Origin of the sequence: Spiroplasma endosymbiont of Nebria brevicollis (assembly GCF_964030895.1) — a bacterium.
In the GTDB taxonomy this organism is placed as follows: Bacteria; Bacillota_I; Bacilli_A; order Mycoplasmatales; family VBWQ01; genus Spiroplasma_E.
The window spans coordinates 470,108-492,370 of the sequence record NZ_OZ034986.1 but is presented as its reverse complement, the minus strand read 5'-3'; the positions used below and the strand labels follow the sequence as shown (position 1 = coordinate 492,370).

Genomic DNA, 22,263 nt, shown 5'->3' with positions numbered 1-22,263 from the left:
TAATGCCTTGGTATGGATATTTAATTTTAGGAATTTTGTTAGTTATAATTCTTTATCCGTTTTTAATAACGAGAAAAAATATAAAGATATTGCAACGTGTAGGTAGTTATATTATTTCAGCACCACCACGTACAGGTAAGTCAGCACTTGCTTGTTGTTTGGCACAAAGACATAAAGGTAGGGTAGTTAGTCCTATTCCTATTAAAGTGCGTAATGAGTTTAGTTATCGTTGTTCTTATGATGATGTTTTTAAATTTAATCAATTAAATAGTAATTATGCTTTTAAAGAGAATGATATGCTTGTTTTTGATGAGTTAGGTTTAAAAATTAATAGTAATGATTTGTCACCTGAATTTAAAGAAACACAGGAAAGTTTGGGTATGTTTTGTAAATTAATTGGTCATAATTTTAATGGAATTATGTATATGATTGAACAACATCCTGATAGAATACCAAAACAAGCACGTGAAAAAGTAGAGTATATTGTTCAAGTCAAGAGAATGCGTATTTTATTATTTTTAGTTAAGTTTAAACTGAATATTTATACTAATGTTGATGATTATAATAAGATTGTTTTATCTAAAAGACAAACTAAGAAAATAATTAAAAAGGGTGGTTTTCCACCAAGTTATAGTGGTGAGACTATTACTTTTAGTTTGTGATTTCCTAGGTCTTATTTACAAAAATATAATAGTCGTGCTTTGCATTATATTCATGATTTAAAAAGTGAGTTGAGTAGTGTTAAAAATTATGAACAGTCACAAGGTTTAGATTTTACCGTTGATGATATTAGAGCAGTTGGTTTAGATAAGTTAGATAATATTTTACAAGATGAAAAAAAAGATGTTGTTAAGGTTCGTGGTAAGCGTGGTTATAATAAAACTAAAAATTTTGATAAAAAGTAAAATGTATATTAAGGTGCGTGCCAACCAAGAACCTTTGGTTTGGTTGGCCAGGGCGTTTACGCCATTTGTCCAACTTTTTAAAAGTTGGTGGGGTGTAAGGTGCGTAGCACCGAAGGGGCAAAGCCCCTATTACTTGATTTTTTCTTAGTAGTTTTGATAGATTAAATTTAAGGTTAAAAAGTTACCATTTCTGGTAACTTTTTTTATATATTTATATAATTTATTAAAAATATGTTAATATGTAAATGTTAAAGTAGATTTTGTTAAATTATTGTTCGGATGTGATAAAAATGAAAAATAAAGAAATAAATGTTAATGATTTTTTTGCATTTCTTTTAAAAACTAATGAAGAAATGCAAAATAGAGTTAATATTGATGAAAAAGACATGGAAGGTCTTTCAAATTTAAAAATTCAAAAATTATTATATTTTATAGAAGCAAATTTTTTGAAAAAATATAATACACAATTATTTTCTAATGACTATTATGTATGAGAATATGGTCCAGTAATTCCAGAATTATATAAACAATTAAAAAAATTTGGGAAAAATCCTATATTTTATGAAGAATTTAAAAAAAAATGGAAATTATAAAAGTATAATTGATAATTTTAATAGCGAAGAATTAGAATATATAGAAAATAGTTTTATTAATTAAAATAAATTAAGTCCTTATGAATTAGTTTCGTTATCACATGTATTAGGACCATGAAAAGAAGTAAGTATAAATGATGTAATAACTAAAAAAGATATGTTAAATTTTTTCTCAAAAAAAATTAATAATTAGAAAGTAATATTATGGAAAATGATTATTTAGGTAAGCATTTAGTATTTCACTTTCAATTTTTAGAAAAAGTAAAATTAGTAAATAATGAGATATTAAATGAATTAAAACAAATTTCAAGGTTTACAATTAATCAATTAAGATTGAGTAGTAAACAACAAGGTGGATTTGGATTTGGAGTAATTGATACTAAAGGAATAAATATCATAAATACAGTTAATGATGATTTTATAAAATATATAATGTTAAATCATAGTATTGAAATTACAAATCCTATAAAAAAATATGATTATATAAGAGTAGGAAGAAAAGAAAGAATTTATGGAAAATTATATGAAGGTATTTTTTATACTTTAGTTTATGATAAGGATAAGAAAAAACAATAAAATCCCTTAATTGGGATTTTTTAATATAAAAAAAGAGAAGTTAAACTCGTTCCTAATTATAACTTCTCTTTTTTTATATTATATTTTCTATACTAAATATAGATAATTTAGTCATTATTTACTCCTTATTTTTATAATATTCTTTTATTTCTTTTACTTTATTATTAAAATCTAATTGATTTTTTTACACATTTTAAAAAATTGAACAGAAGTATTTTCTAAATCTGTAGATTGTAATTTAATTAATACTTTATTATTACAATCTTTACAAATACATTTTAATTTAGTTTTCATTTTTTTTTTCCTTTAGTCTAATTTTTCTCAATTTCTAGGGTTTCTACATTCACAATTTATATAGTCAATTTCACATTCATTACATCAATATACTGTCATGTTTTTCACTCTCCTTTTTTATAAATTGTATTAACTTTAAACTATCTATATATAATCAACCTGTATCAGTTTCATAACTATTTTTATTTATTCAATTATATAATTTATTTATTTCTATCATTCCATCTTTATTTTTTTCAAAAATATGTTGACAAAAACCATTTATATCTTTCATATCAGGACTTTTAATAAATCCACATATTTCACAATAACAATCTCCTGCGCTACATACACAACTCATTATTTCACTTCCTTATTTAAATAAATCAACCAATTAATAAACTTTCTGCTTGGTCATGGTCTTTAATTTTAATATTTCAATTATGGTTCTTAATCATGAATTGAGAAAGTTCAATTGATAATTCTTTAGTTAATAATTTATTAAATTGTCCAGCAATAAAACCACGTAAATGGTCTAATGTTTCTTTACCTTTACCAAATTTTGGATTAAATATCCCACGTTCAATTACTAAATATAAACTATAATCTGTTTTATCATCAATTAAACCTAAATTATTAGTTTGACATTGTAGAAAAACTATATTAATAAAATCAGTAAAATAATGATAATCTTTTTTAGAAAAATTAAGACTAGTTATTAATATTGGTATTTTATTTTCTCATAATGTAAACCCAGTACTTTTCATACTTGGATCTATTGAAAGTAAATAATTATTCATTATCAAATTCACCATTTTTAATTTTTTCTAATAAGATATTTAATTCATCAAATAATGATGTATAAGCACAATTCAAATTTTCATCAATAATTTCTTTTAATAATTTAAGTATTTTTTCTTTATTCATTCTTCTCTAACTCATTTCTAAAACAAACATCATGTCATAAATATTGTCTATCATTTTCTCAACTAACTACATAAGTTTCTTTTCTATAAAATATAAATTTTTCACATCCACTACATCTTTACTTTTTTAATATCTGCTGTACTAATCATTATTCAAATTCTCCTTGCTCTAATTCTATACACATACAACCATAATCACGTTGACAATAACATTTATTCATTATTAAAATGATTTTTTTAATTAACATAAAATGTATTTTTACTATGAGCATTAATATCTTTATATGGAGTAATTAAATAATTAGTTGGTAAATCATTATGATTGTATTCAATAATCTTGTATGCTTTATTATTTTCAACTCATTTAACATTATATTTAAAACATGGATTAATAATGTTTGTTTTTGGGTCTTTTATTTCTCCAATAAATCACCCATTATGTTCTTCATAAAATGTAAGTTCTTCTAATTTAATTTTATTAATATAATGTTCTTTTTTTGCAGGAGGTTTATTAATAGTTATTTTTTGACTATTAATATATGGTTTTAATAATTCTTTTAATTCCATACCAGTTAATTCTTTTTTAATATTTTCTAAATTAAAAACTCAATATATAAATTTATCATCAACAATAAAACTATTATTTTTAATCATTCAATTTGGAACAGATAATTTATATTCGCCATAATTAATCATAATAGAATTTGATTTTTCAGTAATTTGTTCTTTTTGAAATTCTATTTGCATTTTAACAATTTATTTACGAGCCCAAAAAAATGAAAAAAATAAAACAGCAACTGCTCACTGAAAGTGGCAGTGCTGTTAAATAAAAAACTAATTACAGTATGTCTCCCAAAACGGGTCTATATAAACTAGTTGCCAATCCGCTCCCACCCCAAGGATTACCATTATTAATGGTTAGTATATTTTGTTAGGTATCACTCCACTTTTTATTTCAACATGCAAGTCCACATGCTAGCCACTATTTTTAACAACTGTGTTATGGTTCACTATTTTATGTCCCTAACACGTGTTGATAATAGTGATAAAGACGGTTATAAAATTTGCAAATTTTACAATTACAAAAAAAAGACGATACTTATTTCTCGTCTTTTTGTGAATTTTGATATAGATTGTAATGAGGGTTAGCAAGGAATCTATTTATAAAAATGATGAGTTATCGACATCTTTGCCACGCTCCCATATGTATTTAATACATATATACCATATTTTTAAAAAAATGTTATAATATTCAGAAATAATTATTATTTTTATTAAGTCATCCTCCTCTTATAACTAAGAATGATTAAATAAAGCCAATAATTAAAACTTATTTTTAATTACAAGGATACTAGTACTATGAAACAACTTAAACAGAAACTATCTCTATTGCTAACTACTAGTAGTCTTTTAGGCACTTCATTTTTAAGTACTAATACCATTAATACTAAAATTAACGGTTTTCATATTACCGTTAAAGTCTTAAATATTAATTTAGTAAATAGTATTAACCATTGAAACAATGATTCAAACTATTTAATTGAAAATATTGTATCTAACCCTTTAAATATAAATTTTGCTAGTTATGACCAAATTATTAATAATGATTGGAATCTTGCAACTAATCCTAATAATACCATTAATGAACAAGGTTATTTGCAAACCCAACAACGTATTACCAATAATATTAGTAATTTTAAAAATGCTGCTGGTTTTGCAAATAGTGATCTTACTGCATTTGGGCATACTTTCAATAGTAAAAATCAAAGTGTCATTATTCCTTATCATGAAGCTATCAAGGAAAGTATTAACCAAGGATTATTTGAAATTATTAATGAGAAAAGTAATCTTAATACATTAATGGAAGTGCCATATGATTTAAATCCGACTACTAATTTCCAAAATAATGATATTAATATGCGTGCTAAAACATTCCCAATTGGCCCTGTAAATAATGGTGAAGATCCTATTAGTAACCAATTATTTGTTTTTTTATGTCCACACTCCTTTTCCAAAAGATAATAAAGGGTTAAATATTACCGTTGTTGGTCAACCTAGTGTTGCTATTAAAACTAATACTAGTAATACTTTTAGCTACGCTATTTTAAATCAACAATACGATGCTAACAATACACCAACTAACTATGATATTATGATATTCAATGAAAAGATAATGATAATAGTACTATCTTACAAGAAGAAAAAGTTGAGATTATGAGTAGCACCCCAACTGTTAATATTGGCAATAACAATGAAGATACTAATAATTCATCATTAATCCATCAGTATTTTGTTAAAAATAATAGCAGTGATATTGCTGTTACAGCCCTTAGTCAAATTAAAAACCAAACTTCAATTTCCTTTCGTAAAGATGAACATTGAACATACCAAGTAGTAAATGATAGTTTAACACCAGTAGGAAAAACTAATATTCTTAACAATAATAGGATTTTAAAGCCACGTGATGGCGCAGACCATGCTATTTATTTATTACAACGTACTACTAGCAATAAAAAAATTGATCCTGAATCACAGCAATATTTAAATGTTTATACAATTAACCCACTAGTATTAACAATTAATGATTACTCTGACTTTGCTACTAGTAATTTAGGTTACGCATTTGCTCAATACTTAAGAGAAGCGACTAATGTTGATGAGACAATTAATAAGTTAAATGTTGGACAACTACGCTACTGATTATTATTTTATGCTCATGATTTAACTAATCATCTTTATGCTAATATCAATAATGATAATAAAAATTTACAAGAATGTAAAAAGCAAGCATCACAAACAAAGGATAATCCCTGGTCTTTAAAAACAACAACCTTTAACTTTAATAACAATTATTAATAATTGAAATGCTATCATTATTAGTGGGGTAATTTTATTGGTTATTGTGATTGTTCCAATCATTGGGTTAATTACTAGAAAAAAGAAAATTTAATAAAAAGGTTCAAACGAATCTTCTTTAACTTAGTTATTATTAACTTGACAATTACTTTAGTATTTAATGAATATTTGCTACAATTAATAAGCACTTAATTAGTTATCAAGGAGAAAGTAATGAAAAACAAAAAACGGATTATTGTTGGCATGAGTGGTGGTGTTGATTCATCAGTTACTGCTGCCATATTATTAGAACAAGGCCATAACGTAGTTGGTCTTTTCATGCGTAATTGAGATTCACTGCTAAATAATGATTTAGAAGGTAATAGTAACCAAAATATTTGTCCACAAGAACAAGATTATTTAGATGCGCTAGCAGTTTGTAAAAAACTAAATATTCCTTTAGAACGAATTGATTTCATTAAAGAATACTGAGATGATGTCTTTACTTATTTTTTAGACGAATTTAAAAAGAGTCGTACCCCTAATCCTGATATTTTATGTAATAAATATATTAAATTTAATGCCTTTTTAAAATATGCTCGTAACAAACTACAAGCAGATTACATTTCTATGGGACATTATGCACGTATCATTTTTAACAAAGATACTAAACAATATCAACTATTAAAAGGAATAGATGATAGTAAAGACCAAAGTTATTTCTTATGTCAACTAAATCAGGACCAATTACAATATAGTATGTTTCCCTTAGGCAACAAAACTAAAGTTGAAGTACGCCAATTAGCACTTACTTATGACTTACCAACTGCCAAGAAAAAAGATTCAACAGGAATTTGTTTCATTGGTAACCGTAATTTTCAAACTTTTCTTGCTAATTATTTACCTGCAAAAACAGGGAATATTGTTGATATTAACACTAAAAAAACTATTGGTAGTCACCATGGTGTTTATTATTATACTATTGGTCAACGACGAGGTATTAATTTGTCAGGTATGAAAATACCATACTTTGTTGTAGAAAAAGATGTTGCTAATAATATTCTTTATGTAGCAAATGATAATGAAACTAAGTGATTAATGGCTAATAGTTGTACTGTTAGTGATATTAATTGAATTAGTAAAGATAAGATTGGTAAAAGCATTAACTGTTTTGCTAAATTTCGTTATCGTCAACCTGATGTTGCTGTCATTATTGATGTTGCTAATGATAGTGAATTTAAAGTTACTTTCTCACAACCGATGCGTGCTGTGACACCTGGACAATCAGCAGTCTTTTATGATGGTGATATTTGTCTTGGTGGTGGTGTTATTAATGAAGTGTTTCGTTAGTAGCACTTTTTTATTAAATTTATTAATTTAATATTCGTGGTTTACTATTCAAGGTTTTGCTAATGCTATTATTACTACTGATAGTACTATCTATGTGGTTATTAATAATCGGTTTTAAACGTTTATCAAACAAGGCAATTAATGCTAGTTCTTCTGAAGTTAAAGCTAAGTCTTGATTGGATAATAGACTAATAATTTTGATAATATCATAGTCACTTTCATAATACATGGTAAAATCTTCGCACTGAAAACTTTTCATAAGCGTAAAGAAAACGTCGGTGGCGCTAGTTTCTAGTTGTTCTAATGGGATGGTTTTAAATATTCTGGGTTGAAGGTCATCACCAGAGTTTGTGACTTTGTAATACTTTTAAATCATTATCAATTTTATATTTTTCAACTTTACAATCTTTTAATTTGTTAGGTTTTTGATAGTTATTATTTAGATAATCATTTTGTTTTTTTGGTTTCATATTATATTACCACCTTTCTAAGAATAGGATTAAAATTCATTATATTAATTTACTAAGTAATTTTACAATTATTTTAGAAAAAAAAGAAAGAAAATTATTTTTATTCAAAGTAGGATGTTCTGATATTAAGAAAAATAAAAAATGATACAGTGCAACTGTATCATTTAGAGGTTATTAGATTTTAAAAAGTTTATTATACTAATTTTAAAGTATATTTAGTTGCAAATGTAATAGTAACAATTATGATTTTTACTGTTAAAGTAGCACCAAGAATAAAATCACGAATATCATTTGATAGTACCTCAGTAACTTTAACTGTTAATTTACCTTGTTTAATAAATTCAACGATACTTTTTATGCCTTTACCTGGAGCAGCATTAACTTTAAAATAACTTGTTAAATTGACCAACTGGAATTCCTTCTATAGGGACTATTAACAGCAAATTCAGTAATTGGATTAAAATTAGATAAAGTAATACCACTAGTAACAGGTAAAATAGATTGAATTATTCCAACAGGTGGTTGTGCTGAAATAGTTAATGAATAATCTGTACCTAATTGTGCTGTTCCTTTTTTGAATTGCACTACTACTGTTCCACCATTAACAGCATAATCATCAGTTCCTTTTTTAGCAATAGTAGGTGATCAAGTTTTAACTGTCATAACAATAAGTGCTGCCTCAGAACGTGTGAATGTTCTATCTGCTCCTGTTCCAGCAACTACTTGTAACTTAAATACATTAACTAAAAAATCTCCAGCACCAACAGAAACTGCTTTAGGAGTAGCTTCACTACCCACTTGCTAATAGTTTCGCTGCTGTAATATTACTTAATTGAGGTGAAGTTCATGATGCAACGTGTAAAGTGGTAGAAACTGTTACTACAACTTTTGAAACACTAGTATTAGTAGCATCTACAAATCCAAAAGCTGCAACAACTTTTGGTTCCATTGTTATTATTGGATAGTTGTTATTTTTACCTACACAACAAGCAACATCTGAAGTAGCCATAACTGTAGTTAAAATTTCTATGCCTAATAATCTTAATAACGTTTTCATACTCGCCATACTTTTCATATACCTATACCCCGTTATATGATTTTAGAATTAACTTACAATGAGCATTGTTTAAACTTTATATAGATAAACAGAATATTGTAAGTAATCCATAAGTAATATTATATCAACATATTCAAAGTATTTTAATAAACGTGAATAAAGGATTCTAGTTGTTCTAATGGTATGGGTATACGTTAGTTAAGTTGGAATATTAAGAAAATAAAAAATGATACAGTTATCTGTATCATTTAGAGTTATTATAAATTTAAATTGATTATTATGCTGTTACTTCAATACTTTCAATATTTCTTAAGATTTCTATAGTTCCTATTTTAATTGAAACTAATGCTTTATCTCTTTCTACCAATGGATAAGTAGCATCAGTTGTATCTTTATCTTTAATACCAGTAATAGTAGCAGTTAAATCACCCTGTTTTAAAAGTTTTTTTAAAGAAATTAAAGTTTTTGAATTATCTGTTGTCTCTTTTAGAATAACAACTTTTGTTAAATCAGAATATAATGTAGCTTTAACAAAATTAGTAGGCATAATCATATCATCAGCAGCTAACGTTGCCTTATCTGCAACTATTCCAAGATTTGGTTGTGCTAAAATATCTAATGTATAATCAACACCTAATTGTGCTGTTCCTTTTTTGAATTGCACTACTACTGTTCCACCATTAACAGCATAATCATCAGTTCCTTTTTTAGCAATAGTAGGTGATCAAGTTTTAACTGTCATAACAATAAGTGCTGCCTCAGAACGTGTGAATGTTCTATCTGCTCCTGTTCCAGCAACTACTTGTAACTTAAATACATTAACTAAAAAATCTCCAGCACCAACAGAAACTGCTTTAGGAGTAGCTTCACTACCCACTTGCTAATAGTTTCGCTGCTGTAATATTACTTAATTGAGGTGAAGTTCATGATGCAACGTGTAAAGTGGTAGAAACTGTTACTACAACTTTTGAAACACTAGTATTAGTAGCATCTACAAATCCAAAAGCTGCAACAACTTTTGGTTCCATTGTTATTATTGGATAGTTGTTATTTTTACCTACACAACAAGCAACATCTGAAGTAGCCATAACTGTAGTTAAAATTTCTATGCCTAATAATCTTAATAACGTTTTCATACTCGCCATACTTTTCATATACCTATACCCCGTTATATGATTTTAGAATTAACTTACAATGAGCATTGTTTAAACTTTATATAGATAAACAGAATATTGTAAGTAATCCATAAGTAATATTATATCAACATATTCAAAGTATTTTAATAAACGTGAATAAAGGATTCTAGTTGTTCTAATGGTATGGGTATACGTTAGTTAAGTTGGAATATTAAGAAAATAAAAAATGATACAGTTATCTGTATCATTTAGAGTTATTATAAATTTAAATTGATTATTATGCTGTTACTTCAATACTTTCAATATTTCTTAAGATTTCTATAGTTCCTATTTTAATTGAAACTAATGCTTTATCTCTTTCTACCAATGGATAAGTAGCATCAGTTGTATCTTTATCTTTAATACCAGTAATAGTAGCAGTTAAATCACCCTGTTTTAAAAGTTTTTTTAAAGAAATTAAAGTTTTTGAATTATCTGTTGTCTCTTTTAGAATAACAACTTTTGTTAAATCAGAATATAATGTAGCTTTAACAAAATTAGTAGGCATAATCATATCATCAGCAGCTAACGTTGCCTTATCTGCAACTATTCCAAGATTTGGTTGTGCTAAAATATCTAATGTATAATCAACACCTAATTGTGCTGTTCCTTTTTTGAATTGCACTACTACTGTTCCACCATTAACAGCATAATCATCAGTTCCTTTTTTAGCAATAGTAGGTGATCAAGTTTTAACTGTCATAACAATAAGTGCTGCCTCAGAACGTGTGAATGTTCTATCTGCTCCTGTTCCAGCAACTACTTGTAACTTAAATACATTAACTAAAAAATCTCCAGCACCAACAGAAACTGCTTTAGGAGTAGCTTCACTACCACTTGCTAATAGTTTCGCTGCTGTAATATTACTTAATTGAGGTGAAGTTCATGATGCTGTTTTTTCAGTATTAATACTAATTTCAACTTTAACTGTACTCTTACCAGCAGTATCTATAAATCCAAAATTTTCAGATACTTTTGCATCCATAGCTGTTCCGGGAGTGTTAGGCTCCCCACAAGCAACAACTGAAGTTGCCGCAACTGTAGTTAAAACTCCTGCACCTAATAATCTTAATAATGTTTTCATACTCGCCATACTTTTCATATATGTATACCTCCGTTATATGATTTTGAATTAACTTACAATGACCATTGTTTAAACTTTATATAGATAAACAGAATATTGTAATTAACTCATTAACAATATTATATCATCATATTTTCTCATTATCTAAATAAAACTAAAAAAATTCTTTTAGTTTTACGTACTGATCATTTTGTTCATCCTCTGAAAGTATTAACAATGAATACATCATAAATAATTCACTAATAGTAATTATACACTTTCTCAAATAAGAATTAATTTTTATAAAAAGTGAGCATTAAAATGGGTATCGGTTTGTTAAATGGAATATTTTTTTAACTAAAAAGTGCTAGTTTTTAAACTAACACTTTTATTTTTTTATTATTCTTCATCTTCACGTCATTCGCCTTCTGATGCCAGTAATTCATTACGGACATTTTTAGCAAAAACATAATTAGAATTTTCTTTATTACCATTAATAAGGACATTACGTTTTAAGTAATTTTCAATTTCACTTTGCATATTTTTAGCAACAAAAGCTCAGTCATCTTTAACTCTAAAGTCTTCATCTAATACTGCTTGCGTTTTGTTTACTAAGCGAACTTTCAATTTAGGAGCATAATAAACGAAATATCAAACAATAGCAAAAACTACAACAACAAGTAAATAAACAATTTGTAAGATATTTGATGTTAATTGTGTAATACCACCAGCACTAATTGTTGCACTAGTACTACTAATATCATTAATTGATTTTATAAATCCTTCAATTAAACCAATAAATCACATTACTAACTGTCAACCTAAGAAAACAAATGCTAAAATTCAAATTGTAAATTCAAACTTATTATGACGCATTTTCTTTTGTCAAGATAATCGTAAAGCAATACTAATAACAAACATATAAATTAAAATCATAATTAGTGATGCCTCACCAGTAATTGTACCATAGTCAATAACAGCACTTGGTGATGTTATTCCTTTGCTCGTATCACTAATAGCTTGGATTAAATCTGGAATAATTAGCCACACAAAGGCAAAGACAAACGTAGCAATTAAATTTAAAATAGAAGCACGGAAAGGAATGTTATCCTTATTTAATTGTTTATATTTAGCAGGTATATATCCTTCTATTGATAGCGGTTCTAAAATACCACCACTATATAAAGCATTTTGCATTCCTGCATTAGCTTTTAGGGAAATAGTACAAATTAACATAATTAAGATACCAATAACTCCTAATCATGGAGCATTAGCTTTTACACCTAATTGATGAAAAATTTGTAAGTTAGGGTTAACACCAAAAATACCCGTAATTCCACCAATCATTAAAACAGTAACTAATACATAAAATAATGTTGATAAAGCCATAACAATAACAATAGAAAGACTAATATTCTTTTGTGGATTACGAACATTCTTTCCAATTGTCGAGTATGTTTCAAAACCTAAAAAGAAGAAGAAACAAGTAGTAAAGGCATTAGAGAAAGAACTAGCTGTTAAACTTTGATGGTTAATAACTTCTTTGAAATTACTCGTTCCAGCAATAATAAATAAAATAATAACAGCTACCATTAATAAAGCAGTTGTTCCTCACTTTAAATAAGCAGAAATGTTAACAAACTTTTTAAATGCCCTCATTCCTAAGAATAGAACACAAGAAGCAAAACCATAAATAACAATTCCAATTAAGTCTAGACCAAAGTTACTTCATGCACCTCAGTTAGCAAATAAAAATGAACTTTGATCTGTAAAGTTAATTCTAATCATCGAAATAATTTGTGAAGTAACAATTACAGGCAGTGTTGAATACTGAATAAACGCTATTAGTCAACCTCAGAAACGACCATAACTACTACGTACATAGATATAAGCAGCCCCATTATTACCAGGATGAACTCGTGATAGACGAGCAAATGCTCAAGCACATGTACCAGCAATTAAACCTTCAACTAAGAAAATTCAAATCATATGCGTTCCCAAAGTAGCTCCTACTTTATTACTATATAACAAAGCAGCAAAAACAGCAGTAAATGTCACACCGACTGTATAGTTAAAACCAAATCAAACTAATTCAGGTAAACTTAACTTTTCATTAGGTCCTTCTTTTTTCTTGAATAATTTCAACATAAATTTTCTCCTTTCGATTTTATCTTATATTTCATTTGTATATCTTTAAAATTGAGTTTATAATTTTAATAAAATCAACCTATTAATAAAATAATATGACAAACTAGATATGGTATTTATAATACCCAATTTTATGAAAAAATACTACTATTATTGAGTTTATTTCAAAAAAAAATGAAAAATAAGCTCCAAACCCTTTTAATTAGGATAACAGATAGTGTATTATGTAAGGTAATATTCTAAATATATATATTTTAAAAAAGGAGGTATTAAATCTATTATGGGAAATATTAAAAAGAAAAAATTTCGTTTATTCCCTTTTAAAATGCCCACTGCTATTACCATTTTATTTTTAATTACAGCATTAATTATTGTAATTTCTTGAATTCCTGGTACAACAGATCGGTGGGGTGGAACTACTGGCCATGATAATCCAGGCGGACCGTTAGGGGTATTTGATTTATTCCTTGCTCCGATTCAAGGCTTCTTACGTAGTGCTAGTATCATTGTCTTTGTATTAGTAATTGGCGGATACATCGGTATTGTTATGAAATCTGGAGCTTTAGATGCTGGAATTGGTCGTTTAGTTAAACGTTTAAACGGTAAAGAAATTTGAATTATTCCTTCAATTATGACTATCCTTTCTATTGGTGGTACCGTAGAAGGAATGTGTGAAGAAACTATCCCTTACTATCTTATTATTATTCCGGCCATGTTAGCTGCTGGCTTCGATGTTGTTACTGCTGTATTAATGATTTTATTAGGCGCTGGAGTCGGAGTTATGTTCTCAACACTTAATCCGTTTGCTATTGCGACAGCTTCTGCTGCTAGTGATATTAGTCCTGGTAGTGGAATTATCTGACGTTTACTTGGTTGAGTATTAGCAACGATCGGAACTATTTGTTTTGTGATGTGATATGCGATTAAAGTTAAACGTCATCCCGAAAAATCAGTTGTTTTTGATTTACAAGGTGAACACCATGCTGAATTTATTAGTACTGAAGAAATACCAGAGTTTACTAGAAAACGCAAAGTAATTCTTACTCTCTTCGGTCTTACATTCTTAATTATGATATTATGTATCATTCCTTGGGATAGTATCACTGGTACTACTACTTTTGCTGATTTAAGTACTAATATTACTAAACATTTCCCTTACTTTACAAGCCAAATTGGTCAATTTGGGGGATGAGATGTCATGACATTAGCTTTCTTATTTTTCTTTGCTTCGATTGTGATTGCGATTATTGATCGAAGAGGTGAAGAACAATATGTTCGTAGCTTTGTTAGTGGTTCTTCAGAATTACTAGGAGTTGCTTTAATTATTGCTGTTGCTTCTGGAATTGGTTGAGCTATTGAAACTTCAGGAATGCAAAAAGTAGTTGTTAATGCTCTTACAAGTAAAATTACTACTTTACCAAAATTATTAGTAGTTGTTATTGGTTTCTTTGCTTTTATTGTGATTGCTTTCTTTATTCCTTCAACTTCAGGATTTGCTTCTGCTGTCTTTCCAGTAGTTGCACCACTTGTTAAAACAATCGGTTTATCATCAGGGATGATTACTGCCTTTGTTATGGCTAGTGGTTGGGTTAACTTATTTGCCCCAAGCGCTGGAGTAATGATGGCTGGATTGTCAATTGCTAAAGTGCCATTGGGTCGATTCTATAAAGTAATGTGACCTTATACTGTCGGTATTACTGCCTTTGCTGTTATGATGTTAGCAGTAGGAGCATTATTACCTGCAACAATATTCTAATTAAATATGAAGTAAAATCCCTAGTTCTTTGAACTAGGGATTTTAATATATAAGATTTCTATTAACTTAATAACTGATGTGTTTATTCTTATAGTAGTAAGATCAACTTTTTATTAAAAGAAAAATGTAGTTGCAATATTTATTGCTTCACCAACTATACCATAGCCTATTTTATTAATAATTTCAGCACCTACTCAAGTACTGCCAGCAAATAGTTTATCAACTACTTTTTCAACTATTGAATTATTAATAGAGTTGTTATTGTATGAAATGTCAATTATTGGGTCAATATCTTTTTCACATAATTCGTAACTTCTTTCTATTTGCATAATTTCATCAGGTTCTAATTCTTGCCCATTAAATTTACGAGCACCATGTTCTATTAAACACTCTATTAAAGCCCTATTATTAAGACACATTGCATAATCTAATGTACTATCACCAGCAGATTCTGAGTCAATTTTAATACCTTTATAATTACATAATAAATAAATAATTTCTTCATATTTTTTAATATTTTCTTCGTTCTTTTCTTTATAACCTTTTCATAACTCTATCATTGCGCAAATAATGGGTGTAAACTGCTCATTTTTTTCTTTTACTGGTAAAGGTTTATTAATATCATTTTCCAATAAAAAAGATTCAAGTTCTATTGCCTTATTTTCGTTAATTAAATCTATAACTTGATCTTCCAATTTTTTTTCATTTACATATTCAAAATCATCTTCGATATTATTAAGAATTTCTTTCTATCTATCAATTTGTAATTCTAATTTTCGAATGCTTTCAAGCAATTCTGGTTTTTGAAGTATTTTAAACAACGGTAAGTTGGCAGAATGAAATTTTTCTACTTGTTCTTTAAATTTTAATAAAGTATTTTCTAATTGTTTCATATCTGTAGCATTTTACTAACGTGAAATGGTTGAAAATTTTGATTTAATTGTTCTGTTAATGTTTGTAAAGACATTTTTCTTTCTCCTTAAGTAAATAAAATCATTAAGCTTAAGAACAAAAAAATACTTGCCATTTATAAACATAAATAGTTAAGTATTTCAAATACAGTTCTTAAGTTTAATAATATTATAAACTAATTATTAACATATATTAAAGTTATTTTTATATATTACCATTAGTTGAATTATATCCCCGTTCAAAAGCTACATATTCATCAATATATCTTTTTTCTAAACTATCTAATTCATCTTTAGTCTCACAAAAATGATATTTATAACAAAAATAATCACCATTATATCAATCTTTAGCAAAAATAATATTTTTAACATCACCATTTTTAAAATGTTGTAATAATCTTCTACTCATATTTTTAGATTGCCCCACATAGTGTTTATCTTTAGTTTTATTTCAAATAATATACACTCCTTTTTTATTGGTGACATTTGGATAAGAAAGAATAGAAACATTTTTTAAATCAATCCATCCTTCATGTGAAGAATTAATAACTTTAATTTCTTTATTTTTAACTTTATTCATTTTATTATTGAGAATTGTAATTTTATCTGTAAATACTTTATTAAACTTTTCAATATCACATAAAATCTCAGTATTTTTTTGATTAATAACAATTTTATGTTGGGCATTTATTTTCTTATTTTTACTTGTAATTTAATTACTTACGTAGAAATCGTTCCATTACATTATTAACTGTTGGAGGTAGATATTGAGCAGAATCATTAACTTGTTGCCATAAAGAATGGTTCACCTCTAAGTTGAACATTTCATGGGCATGTTTTATCGAACTTTCATTGGTGTTCTTATTAGTTTCTGATTCTTTATTTAAAGATTTTGATAGTTCTTCTCATTGATATTTTTCTGAATAAACAGAAGTAGAAGAAACATTTGATTCAATAGTATCTGTAAATGAAATATCTTCATATCTTAATCTTGTTAAAAGGTTTAAGTTTGCTGCACTATTTCATATGATCATTGTTAAACCTTTTGATACATCATTATTTAAATATTTATGAATATAAATTGGTTTTCAACTCAATTTTTTTAATTCTCTTACTACGACATTAGGACCAGTATAATTGATAGTTGCCATAATATCAAAAACAATATTATCTAAACGATAGCAACTTAAATTATTATTAATTTCATTATGTTTTACTTTTAAATGTTGGTTCTTAATTAAAGTATGATTTGAACTAATTTGATTAATAGTATCTTTTAGTTTAATATTTTGACTTTTAGAAATTATTATGTTATTCCCATACTTAAACCTTGTCACTGCCGGCATTTCACAATATTTTATATTTAATTGATTTTTTTTCAATAGTTACTTTAGATAAAATGTTTTCATATTTACAATACAAAAAAAATTAGTAACTAATTGACTAAATCCATTAAATGGCATATTAGGTTTTAGTCTTTCAAATGAATTAATACCATCTTCTTTTATTTTTTCTGCGGCATTTTTTATTATAGAAATAAAAAATTGAAAATCAGAAAAATAAGCGGGTAATTTATAGTCATAACTTTTCTTGGGATGTAAGAATGAATTTATTAAAAGTTATGAAAATATTGCTTTTAAAGTTTCAAATTTTTTTTCAAATTTAAAGTCGGTCTTATTTCATAAATCTTTATTTAAATGTCATATTGCAGTTATAATATTTTCATAAACATTTCTGTTATATTTTTCATCCAAACTTTCAGATAAATCTTGAGCAATTAGTTTTGCAAAAAATAATGGTGTTTTAACATTTTTTGGAATTAAATGCTCTGTTGCTTTTTCAATGTAAGGTATTATTTCAGGGTTAATTCTTGGCAAAATATCGCAATCAAAATAATAACCTCCTTGCTTAAATAAAATCTCATAACGCAATATATTACTAGCAGCGGGAAAATTTTGTCGTAAAAGCAATTCTTGTAAATATATTTTGTGTCGTTGTTTTTGATTTAGAAGGAAAATATCTTTATTTTCAACAAATTCATTTTCACTTACTTTAATTTTAATTATATTTTTAAATTAATTTCAGGAAAATATATTGGTGATATGATAGCTGATAATATTACAACTACACTTGGTGTACTATCAGGTTTTAAAGATTTTTTCATGAATTATACTTGCCTCTTCAATAATTTTATCGATTTCTTTTTCTACCATTCATTTATTTTGTAAAATAAATTCTTTAATATTTTGATCAATACTTTTTTGATAATCATAGTTTGTAAAAAAATCATCTTGAAAATTAATAATCTTCTCTATTTGTTCTCTAATGGGGGTTACTATATCTCAAGAACTTTTTTCTTTAATTAGTTCATTTAAGGTTTTTATTAAATAACCTTCAGGTTCATAATAAAAATTTATCTTTCATTTTTCATTTGTTTTAGAACAAATTTTTAAATAATCACTGACATTTTCAGATATTACTCCAATTCAAATAAAATGAATTATATTTTCTTCATCGTTTATTTTTATTGGATTTTTATCAAGGAAAGTTTTAATTTTTTCAAAAAATTCTTCTTCTGTAAAAGTCAAATTAGGGTTCTCAGAAGATTTAAAGAGAATGATTTCCTTTAAAATATTGTAATTTAGATAATACAATTCATTTTTTTCTAAATCAGTTAGAAGTTCTCAATTTTGAAGTTTTCAATATTGTTTTAAATTTTTAATTTCTCTTTTAACCATATTAAGAGTATCAATATTCGGCTTTTTTCTAGTTATCATTTTTAAAATTAATGTTTCAAATTCTAATATATAGTTTTTAGTTATATCTATATCAATTATAGACAGACTGTTGCTCATGTTATATTCCTTTCAAAAATGCAAGTTCATTAACTTGTTGCCACATACTTACATTATTTTTCTCATTGTTAAGAACGTTAGAATATATTTAGCGCCTTTTTCTTTTAAAAATTGCGTCATTTCGTCATCTTTCATTTTTTGTTCCTTAAATAGAATTCCAATAAAATTCTTAATTTAAGAACAAAAAAATACTTGCCATTTATAAACATAAATAGTTAAGTATTTCAAATACATTTCTTAAACTAAGAATATTATAAACTATTTTTTAAATACTTTTAAATTAATTTTTAGTAATAAGTCTTTTCTTTTTAAACTTTATTGTTTACAATTACGTTAATAGTTTTATCAAGGAGGACATCAAATATGAAAATAGCATTATTTATCGCAACCGGATATGAAGAAGGAGAAGTAATAATTACTGGTGATTTATTACGTCGTGCTGGAATTATCGTTGATTTAATTACTATTAATGACCAACAATTAGTTACTAGTTCTAATAACTTTGTGTTAAAAACAGATATTACTTTTACTAGTGCTAAATATGAAGACTACAACGCCTTTATTTTACCTGGTGGCATGACAGGTGTTAATAATTTAAAAGCATCATCAAAATTAAAACAATGATTATTACAAGCACACAAAGAACAAAAAACCATTGCTGCAGTTTGTGCTGCACCAATTATCTTAGCTGAATTTGGAATCCTAACAAAAAAGACAGCATATGCTGTCTATCCTTCATGTGAAGAATTAATTACGGTTGGTACTCTTAATACTAACTTAGCTGTTGTCATTGATAAACATATTGTTAGTGCACCATCTTTAGGATGTATTTTTGATTTTGCTTTAGCATTAGTAGAAATATTGCATAGTAAGGCGCGTGCTACGGAAATGAAACGTAATTTATTATTTAAATAGTTATGTCTACCATATTAGGAGAACTACTAGTCTTTGTTGATGTATTTTCCTGTAAATTATCTAGATAATTTACTTCTTTAATATCAAATGCTGTTAATTGTTTTATATCAAGGTTAAAAAAATTAATAAAAACATCTAATTTTTCTACAACTTCGCGAATGTCTAAAAGTTGATGATATACTTCTAAAAATTTTTGACCTTTTTTAATCACTATCTTAGCGTTTCTAATATTTTCAGTAGGATTATTTGGTGTAAATTGTTGCAACAATATTTTAGCCAAGGCACCAGCAGTGGTTAGATTTTCATTTAAATGTTCAAAACTAGCAGTAAGACCCTTATATTTTTCTGCTAGTTTTTTCATATTTATCATCCAATTATACAAATTCCATTCTTTAGTTGGTGGTAAAAACTCTTCTAAAACTTTTAGATAAATATTACGTTTTTCTGGAGTTAATGTAATAACTTGTTCAGGAGGTGGTGTTGCTTGTACTGTTTTATTAAATTCATTGTTTATATCATAATGTGTTCGTGTTTCAGGATCTTTTAATGTTTTATACGCCTTATTTAATAACTTCATATATTCATCTGAACTTCCATCTTTAATTTTATCGGGGTGATTACCTTAATGCTAACTTTTTATAGATACATACAATTTCTTTTTTTGATGCTTCAGGTTCAACACCTAATATTTCATAATAATTTTTATCTATCATAAAATTGCTCCTTCTATAAATAAAACCAACATATTTTTTATAAATATGTTGGTTTCCATTTTTTCTGTTATGACTAGTAACACTAGTATGAACATAATGATAACATATTAACACTTAAAAAATATTTTTTAATCTTATATTCTACTCAGGGTTTCTTTCTAAGTACTAACATTATTGAGTTGCATGCAAGAAATTTTTAATAGTTGAAATTGTTCATGAACAGCAGCTTCAAATTCTAATACCACACCAACATTGAATTTAGCAAATGATTCATCAATAAACTTTTTGTTATTTAAAATTAATGAAGCAAATTGATCAAAAGCATAATATAAAATTTGTTCAGAATTAGGTTCTAATGCTAAAAAACAAAATACTTGTTCATTACGCAAATAATCACTAATTCCCAAAACATTATTTAATTTACTCATTTCTTTTCACAACTTTGATGTTAAAATAATTTTTGTAACACCTTTATCACTATAACTAGTACCATATTGTTCATAAGATAAACCATTATTAAAAATAATAGTATTCATTCCCATTTCACGATTATTAACACTATACTGGGCTGCTTTTACAGCACTAAAACTATTATTATTACCTACTCAATCGACTTCAACATTTAAATTTTTTGTTACTGTGATAATTAAACCATACTTAATGGTTTTAACTCATTTTAAAAATAAATTTCATTGTTCAATAAAAACAAAAGCAATTTCTTCTGTTAAATTAATAGGAATAGTTAAAATTTCTCCTGCAACTGAGATTTTAGCAACAGTATTACTATTTAACAAGTTAGAAATAGCACGTACTTGATCACTTTTTTCACACTTACGATATTTTCCATAAATTTTAACAATCTTTTTACAAGTATTTTTTGTTATAACTAGTTTGGCAGCACCTCTATGCTGCACTGGGAAATATACAAATGTTAGTAAATTATAACCAAATTCTTTTGCCATAATAATTGCCCCTTATCTACACTAGTGAACTCATTATTTTTTAAGATTAAACTAATTATCTTTATTATAACAGAACAAGAAAAAGGAATTTTATTTTAACAATTTAAATTAGATTTTTTTATAAAATCTTTTAGTTGTAATACCATTTTTAAAATTTTACATTAAAATTTTTTGCGGGTATTTTTGTACGGGTACACAACTTTTACGATGGTATTGACATGCACCATGTTTTTCTAAAGTTAAAGCATGGTTTTTCGTGTAATAACCTTTATGGGTTTTAAAACCATAGTGAGGATATTGTTGGTCATACTTAATCATTATTTGTTCTTGTACTACTTTAGCAATAATCGAAGCTGCAGCAATATTAAGTGATTTTTGGTCACCCTTAACAATACCTTCCACAATTCCAGAAAAATTAGGAAACTGTGGTTCTTCAAAATCAACTAAACAAACTTCTGGAATAATTGATAATTTAGTAAATGCTTCGTTCATTCCTAAAATACTACTTTGTTTGGGATTATGGATATCAACAAAATCATGAGATTTAATACTAACAGCAACAGCATTTTCACGAATGATTTTGGACATCATAATCCGTTGTTTAGAATTTAATTGTTTGGAATCTTTAATTAAATGATGACTAAATCCTGATTTTAAAATCACACATGCAACCACTACAGGTCCAGCAATTGCACCACGTCCTACTTCATCAAAACCAGCAATTAATTGGTGATTCGGATAGTTTTCTAATTCATATTGTAAAATATTACTCATAGACAT

Annotated in this window: 32 protein-coding genes; 8 read left to right on the top strand and 24 right to left on the bottom strand. The window is 26.6% G+C overall.

Annotation, left to right across the window (positions count from 1 at the left end):
* Positions 1-2 precede the first annotated feature (2 nt).
* The 3 genes from AAHM98_RS02860 (at position 3) to AAHM98_RS02850 (ending at position 2,074) form a co-directional block, all read left to right on the top strand.
* Positions 3-905, top strand: coding sequence for a hypothetical protein (locus AAHM98_RS02860; protein ID WP_342276971.1), 903 nt, complete (start codon positions 3-5; stop codon positions 903-905).
* A gap of 290 nt (positions 906-1,195) precedes the next feature.
* Positions 1,196-1,498, top strand: a complete 303-nt coding sequence (locus AAHM98_RS02855) for a Panacea domain-containing protein (protein WP_342276970.1) — start codon at positions 1,196-1,198, stop codon at positions 1,496-1,498.
* A 204-nt stretch (positions 1,499-1,702) separates the two neighbouring features.
* On the top strand, positions 1,703-2,074 hold the full coding sequence (locus AAHM98_RS02850) for a hypothetical protein (RefSeq protein ID WP_342276969.1): 372 nt from the start codon (positions 1,703-1,705) through the stop codon (positions 2,072-2,074).
* Positions 2,075-2,245: 171 nt separating this feature from the next.
* Here AAHM98_RS02850 and AAHM98_RS02845 read toward each other — a convergent pair whose 3' ends face one another.
* The 5 genes from AAHM98_RS02845 to AAHM98_RS02825 form a co-directional block, all read right to left on the bottom strand.
* Positions 2,246-2,368: a hypothetical protein gene (locus AAHM98_RS02845; protein WP_342276968.1), complete on the bottom strand. Its 123-nt coding sequence runs from the start codon at positions 2,366-2,368 to the stop codon at positions 2,246-2,248.
* Positions 2,369-2,447: 79 nt separating this feature from the next.
* Entirely contained in the window at positions 2,448-2,708 is a 261-nt protein-coding gene (locus AAHM98_RS02840; RefSeq protein ID WP_342276967.1) for a hypothetical protein, read from the bottom strand.
* Positions 2,709-2,724: 16 nt separating this feature from the next.
* Positions 2,725-3,147: a hypothetical protein gene (locus AAHM98_RS02835; RefSeq protein WP_342276966.1), complete on the bottom strand. Its 423-nt coding sequence runs from the start codon at positions 3,145-3,147 to the stop codon at positions 2,725-2,727.
* The gene (locus AAHM98_RS02830) at positions 3,140-3,274 is read right to left on the bottom strand and encodes a hypothetical protein (protein ID WP_342276965.1); all 135 of its coding nucleotides are present in this window, start codon (positions 3,272-3,274) and stop codon (positions 3,140-3,142) included. The genes AAHM98_RS02835 and AAHM98_RS02830 overlap by 8 nt, the downstream gene beginning before the upstream one ends.
* A 236-nt stretch (positions 3,275-3,510) precedes the next feature.
* Entirely contained in the window at positions 3,511-4,020 is a 510-nt protein-coding gene (locus tag AAHM98_RS02825) for a hypothetical protein (protein ID WP_342276964.1), read from the bottom strand.
* A gap of 612 nt (positions 4,021-4,632) precedes the next feature.
* Here AAHM98_RS02825 and AAHM98_RS02820 point away from each other — a divergent pair.
* The 3 genes from AAHM98_RS02820 (at position 4,633) to mnmA (ending at position 7,458) form a co-directional block, all read left to right on the top strand.
* On the top strand, positions 4,633-5,295 hold the full coding sequence (locus AAHM98_RS02820) for a hypothetical protein (RefSeq protein WP_342276963.1): 663 nt from the start codon (positions 4,633-4,635) through the stop codon (positions 5,293-5,295).
* 192 nt (positions 5,296-5,487) lie between these two features.
* On the top strand, positions 5,488-6,129 hold the full coding sequence (locus AAHM98_RS02815) for a hypothetical protein (RefSeq protein WP_342276962.1): 642 nt from the start codon (positions 5,488-5,490) through the stop codon (positions 6,127-6,129).
* 198 nt (positions 6,130-6,327) lie between these two features.
* Positions 6,328-7,458, top strand: coding sequence for a tRNA 2-thiouridine(34) synthase MnmA (gene mnmA, locus AAHM98_RS02810; RefSeq protein ID WP_425289603.1), 1,131 nt, complete (start codon positions 6,328-6,330; stop codon positions 7,456-7,458).
* Positions 7,459-7,480: 22 nt separating this feature from the next.
* Here mnmA and AAHM98_RS02805 read toward each other — a convergent pair whose 3' ends face one another.
* The 9 genes from AAHM98_RS02805 to AAHM98_RS02765 form a co-directional block, all read right to left on the bottom strand.
* Positions 7,481-7,717, bottom strand: coding sequence for a hypothetical protein (locus tag AAHM98_RS02805; protein ID WP_342276961.1), 237 nt, complete (start codon positions 7,715-7,717; stop codon positions 7,481-7,483).
* A 55-nt stretch (positions 7,718-7,772) separates the two neighbouring features.
* On the bottom strand, positions 7,773-7,928 hold the full coding sequence (locus tag AAHM98_RS02800; protein WP_342276960.1) for a hypothetical protein: 156 nt from the start codon (positions 7,926-7,928) through the stop codon (positions 7,773-7,775).
* A gap of 193 nt (positions 7,929-8,121) precedes the next feature.
* Positions 8,122-8,337 carry a hypothetical protein gene (locus AAHM98_RS02795; protein WP_342276959.1) on the bottom strand — a complete coding sequence of 72 codons (216 nt, stop codon included), beginning with the start codon at positions 8,335-8,337 and terminating at the stop codon, positions 8,122-8,124.
* Positions 8,325-8,726, bottom strand: a complete 402-nt coding sequence (locus AAHM98_RS02790) for a hypothetical protein (protein WP_342276958.1) — start codon at positions 8,724-8,726, stop codon at positions 8,325-8,327. Before AAHM98_RS02790 ends, AAHM98_RS02795 begins: the two co-directional genes overlap by 13 nt.
* Positions 8,719-9,003 carry a hypothetical protein gene (locus AAHM98_RS02785; protein WP_342276956.1) on the bottom strand — a complete coding sequence of 95 codons (285 nt, stop codon included), beginning with the start codon at positions 9,001-9,003 and terminating at the stop codon, positions 8,719-8,721. The genes AAHM98_RS02790 and AAHM98_RS02785 overlap by 8 nt, the downstream gene beginning before the upstream one ends.
* A gap of 259 nt (positions 9,004-9,262) precedes the next feature.
* Positions 9,263-9,862, bottom strand: a complete 600-nt coding sequence (locus AAHM98_RS02780; RefSeq protein WP_342276957.1) for a hypothetical protein — start codon at positions 9,860-9,862, stop codon at positions 9,263-9,265.
* On the bottom strand, positions 9,855-10,139 hold the full coding sequence (locus AAHM98_RS02775; RefSeq protein WP_342276956.1) for a hypothetical protein: 285 nt from the start codon (positions 10,137-10,139) through the stop codon (positions 9,855-9,857). The genes AAHM98_RS02780 and AAHM98_RS02775 overlap by 8 nt, the downstream gene beginning before the upstream one ends.
* 259 nt (positions 10,140-10,398) lie before the next feature.
* On the bottom strand, positions 10,399-11,262 hold the full coding sequence (locus AAHM98_RS02770) for a hypothetical protein (RefSeq protein WP_342276955.1): 864 nt from the start codon (positions 11,260-11,262) through the stop codon (positions 10,399-10,401).
* A 360-nt stretch (positions 11,263-11,622) separates the two neighbouring features.
* The gene (locus AAHM98_RS02765) at positions 11,623-13,371 is read right to left on the bottom strand and encodes an APC family permease (RefSeq protein WP_342276954.1); all 1,749 of its coding nucleotides are present in this window, start codon (positions 13,369-13,371) and stop codon (positions 11,623-11,625) included.
* A 280-nt stretch (positions 13,372-13,651) separates the two neighbouring features.
* Between AAHM98_RS02765 and AAHM98_RS02760 the strand changes: the two genes are divergently transcribed.
* Complete coding sequence (locus AAHM98_RS02760; RefSeq protein ID WP_342276953.1) at positions 13,652-15,127, top strand: YfcC family protein; 1,476 nt, start codon at positions 13,652-13,654, stop codon at positions 15,125-15,127.
* Positions 15,128-15,240: 113 nt separating this feature from the next.
* On the opposite strand, the gene AAHM98_RS02755 is transcribed toward AAHM98_RS02760, so the two are convergent.
* From AAHM98_RS02755 to AAHM98_RS02730, 6 genes are all read right to left on the bottom strand, one after another.
* Entirely contained in the window at positions 15,241-15,822 is a 582-nt protein-coding gene (locus tag AAHM98_RS02755; RefSeq protein WP_342276952.1) for a hypothetical protein, read from the bottom strand.
* A gap of 54 nt (positions 15,823-15,876) precedes the next feature.
* Positions 15,877-16,020 carry a hypothetical protein gene (locus AAHM98_RS02750; RefSeq protein ID WP_342276951.1) on the bottom strand — a complete coding sequence of 48 codons (144 nt, stop codon included), beginning with the start codon at positions 16,018-16,020 and terminating at the stop codon, positions 15,877-15,879.
* Between the two features lie 223 nt (positions 16,021-16,243).
* The gene (locus AAHM98_RS02745; protein ID WP_342276950.1) at positions 16,244-16,618 is read right to left on the bottom strand and encodes a GIY-YIG nuclease family protein; all 375 of its coding nucleotides are present in this window, start codon (positions 16,616-16,618) and stop codon (positions 16,244-16,246) included.
* A gap of 136 nt (positions 16,619-16,754) precedes the next feature.
* Positions 16,755-17,375 carry a hypothetical protein gene (locus AAHM98_RS02740; protein WP_342276949.1) on the bottom strand — a complete coding sequence of 207 codons (621 nt, stop codon included), beginning with the start codon at positions 17,373-17,375 and terminating at the stop codon, positions 16,755-16,757.
* Between the two features lie 282 nt (positions 17,376-17,657).
* Entirely contained in the window at positions 17,658-18,095 is a 438-nt protein-coding gene (locus AAHM98_RS02735; RefSeq protein ID WP_342277248.1) for a TcdA/TcdB catalytic glycosyltransferase domain-containing protein, read from the bottom strand.
* A gap of 81 nt (positions 18,096-18,176) precedes the next feature.
* Complete coding sequence (locus AAHM98_RS02730; RefSeq protein ID WP_342276948.1) at positions 18,177-18,893, bottom strand: TcdA/TcdB catalytic glycosyltransferase domain-containing protein; 717 nt, start codon at positions 18,891-18,893, stop codon at positions 18,177-18,179.
* A gap of 363 nt (positions 18,894-19,256) precedes the next feature.
* On the opposite strand from AAHM98_RS02730, the gene AAHM98_RS02725 reads away from it, so the two are divergent.
* Positions 19,257-19,808 carry a DJ-1 family glyoxalase III gene (locus AAHM98_RS02725; protein WP_342276947.1) on the top strand — a complete coding sequence of 184 codons (552 nt, stop codon included), beginning with the start codon at positions 19,257-19,259 and terminating at the stop codon, positions 19,806-19,808.
* Here AAHM98_RS02725 and AAHM98_RS02720 read toward each other — a convergent pair.
* The 4 genes from AAHM98_RS02720 to AAHM98_RS02705 all read right to left on the bottom strand — a co-directional run bounded on the left by AAHM98_RS02720 (position 19,801) and on the right by AAHM98_RS02705 (position 22,257).
* Positions 19,801-20,412: a hypothetical protein gene (locus tag AAHM98_RS02720; protein ID WP_342277247.1), complete on the bottom strand. Its 612-nt coding sequence runs from the start codon at positions 20,410-20,412 to the stop codon at positions 19,801-19,803. The genes AAHM98_RS02725 and AAHM98_RS02720 overlap by 8 nt on opposite strands.
* Positions 20,413-20,425: 13 nt before the next feature.
* Positions 20,426-20,521 carry a DnaJ domain-containing protein gene (locus AAHM98_RS02715; RefSeq protein WP_342276946.1) on the bottom strand — a complete coding sequence of 32 codons (96 nt, stop codon included), beginning with the start codon at positions 20,519-20,521 and terminating at the stop codon, positions 20,426-20,428.
* Positions 20,522-20,679: 158 nt separating this feature from the next.
* Positions 20,680-21,483 (bottom strand): hypothetical protein, encoded by an 804-nt coding sequence (locus AAHM98_RS02710; protein ID WP_342276945.1) that lies wholly within the window; start codon positions 21,481-21,483, stop codon positions 20,680-20,682.
* Positions 21,484-21,639: 156 nt separating this feature from the next.
* Positions 21,640-22,257: a ribonuclease HII gene (locus AAHM98_RS02705; protein WP_342276944.1), complete on the bottom strand. Its 618-nt coding sequence runs from the start codon at positions 22,255-22,257 to the stop codon at positions 21,640-21,642.
* Positions 22,258-22,263: the final 6 nt, after the last annotated feature.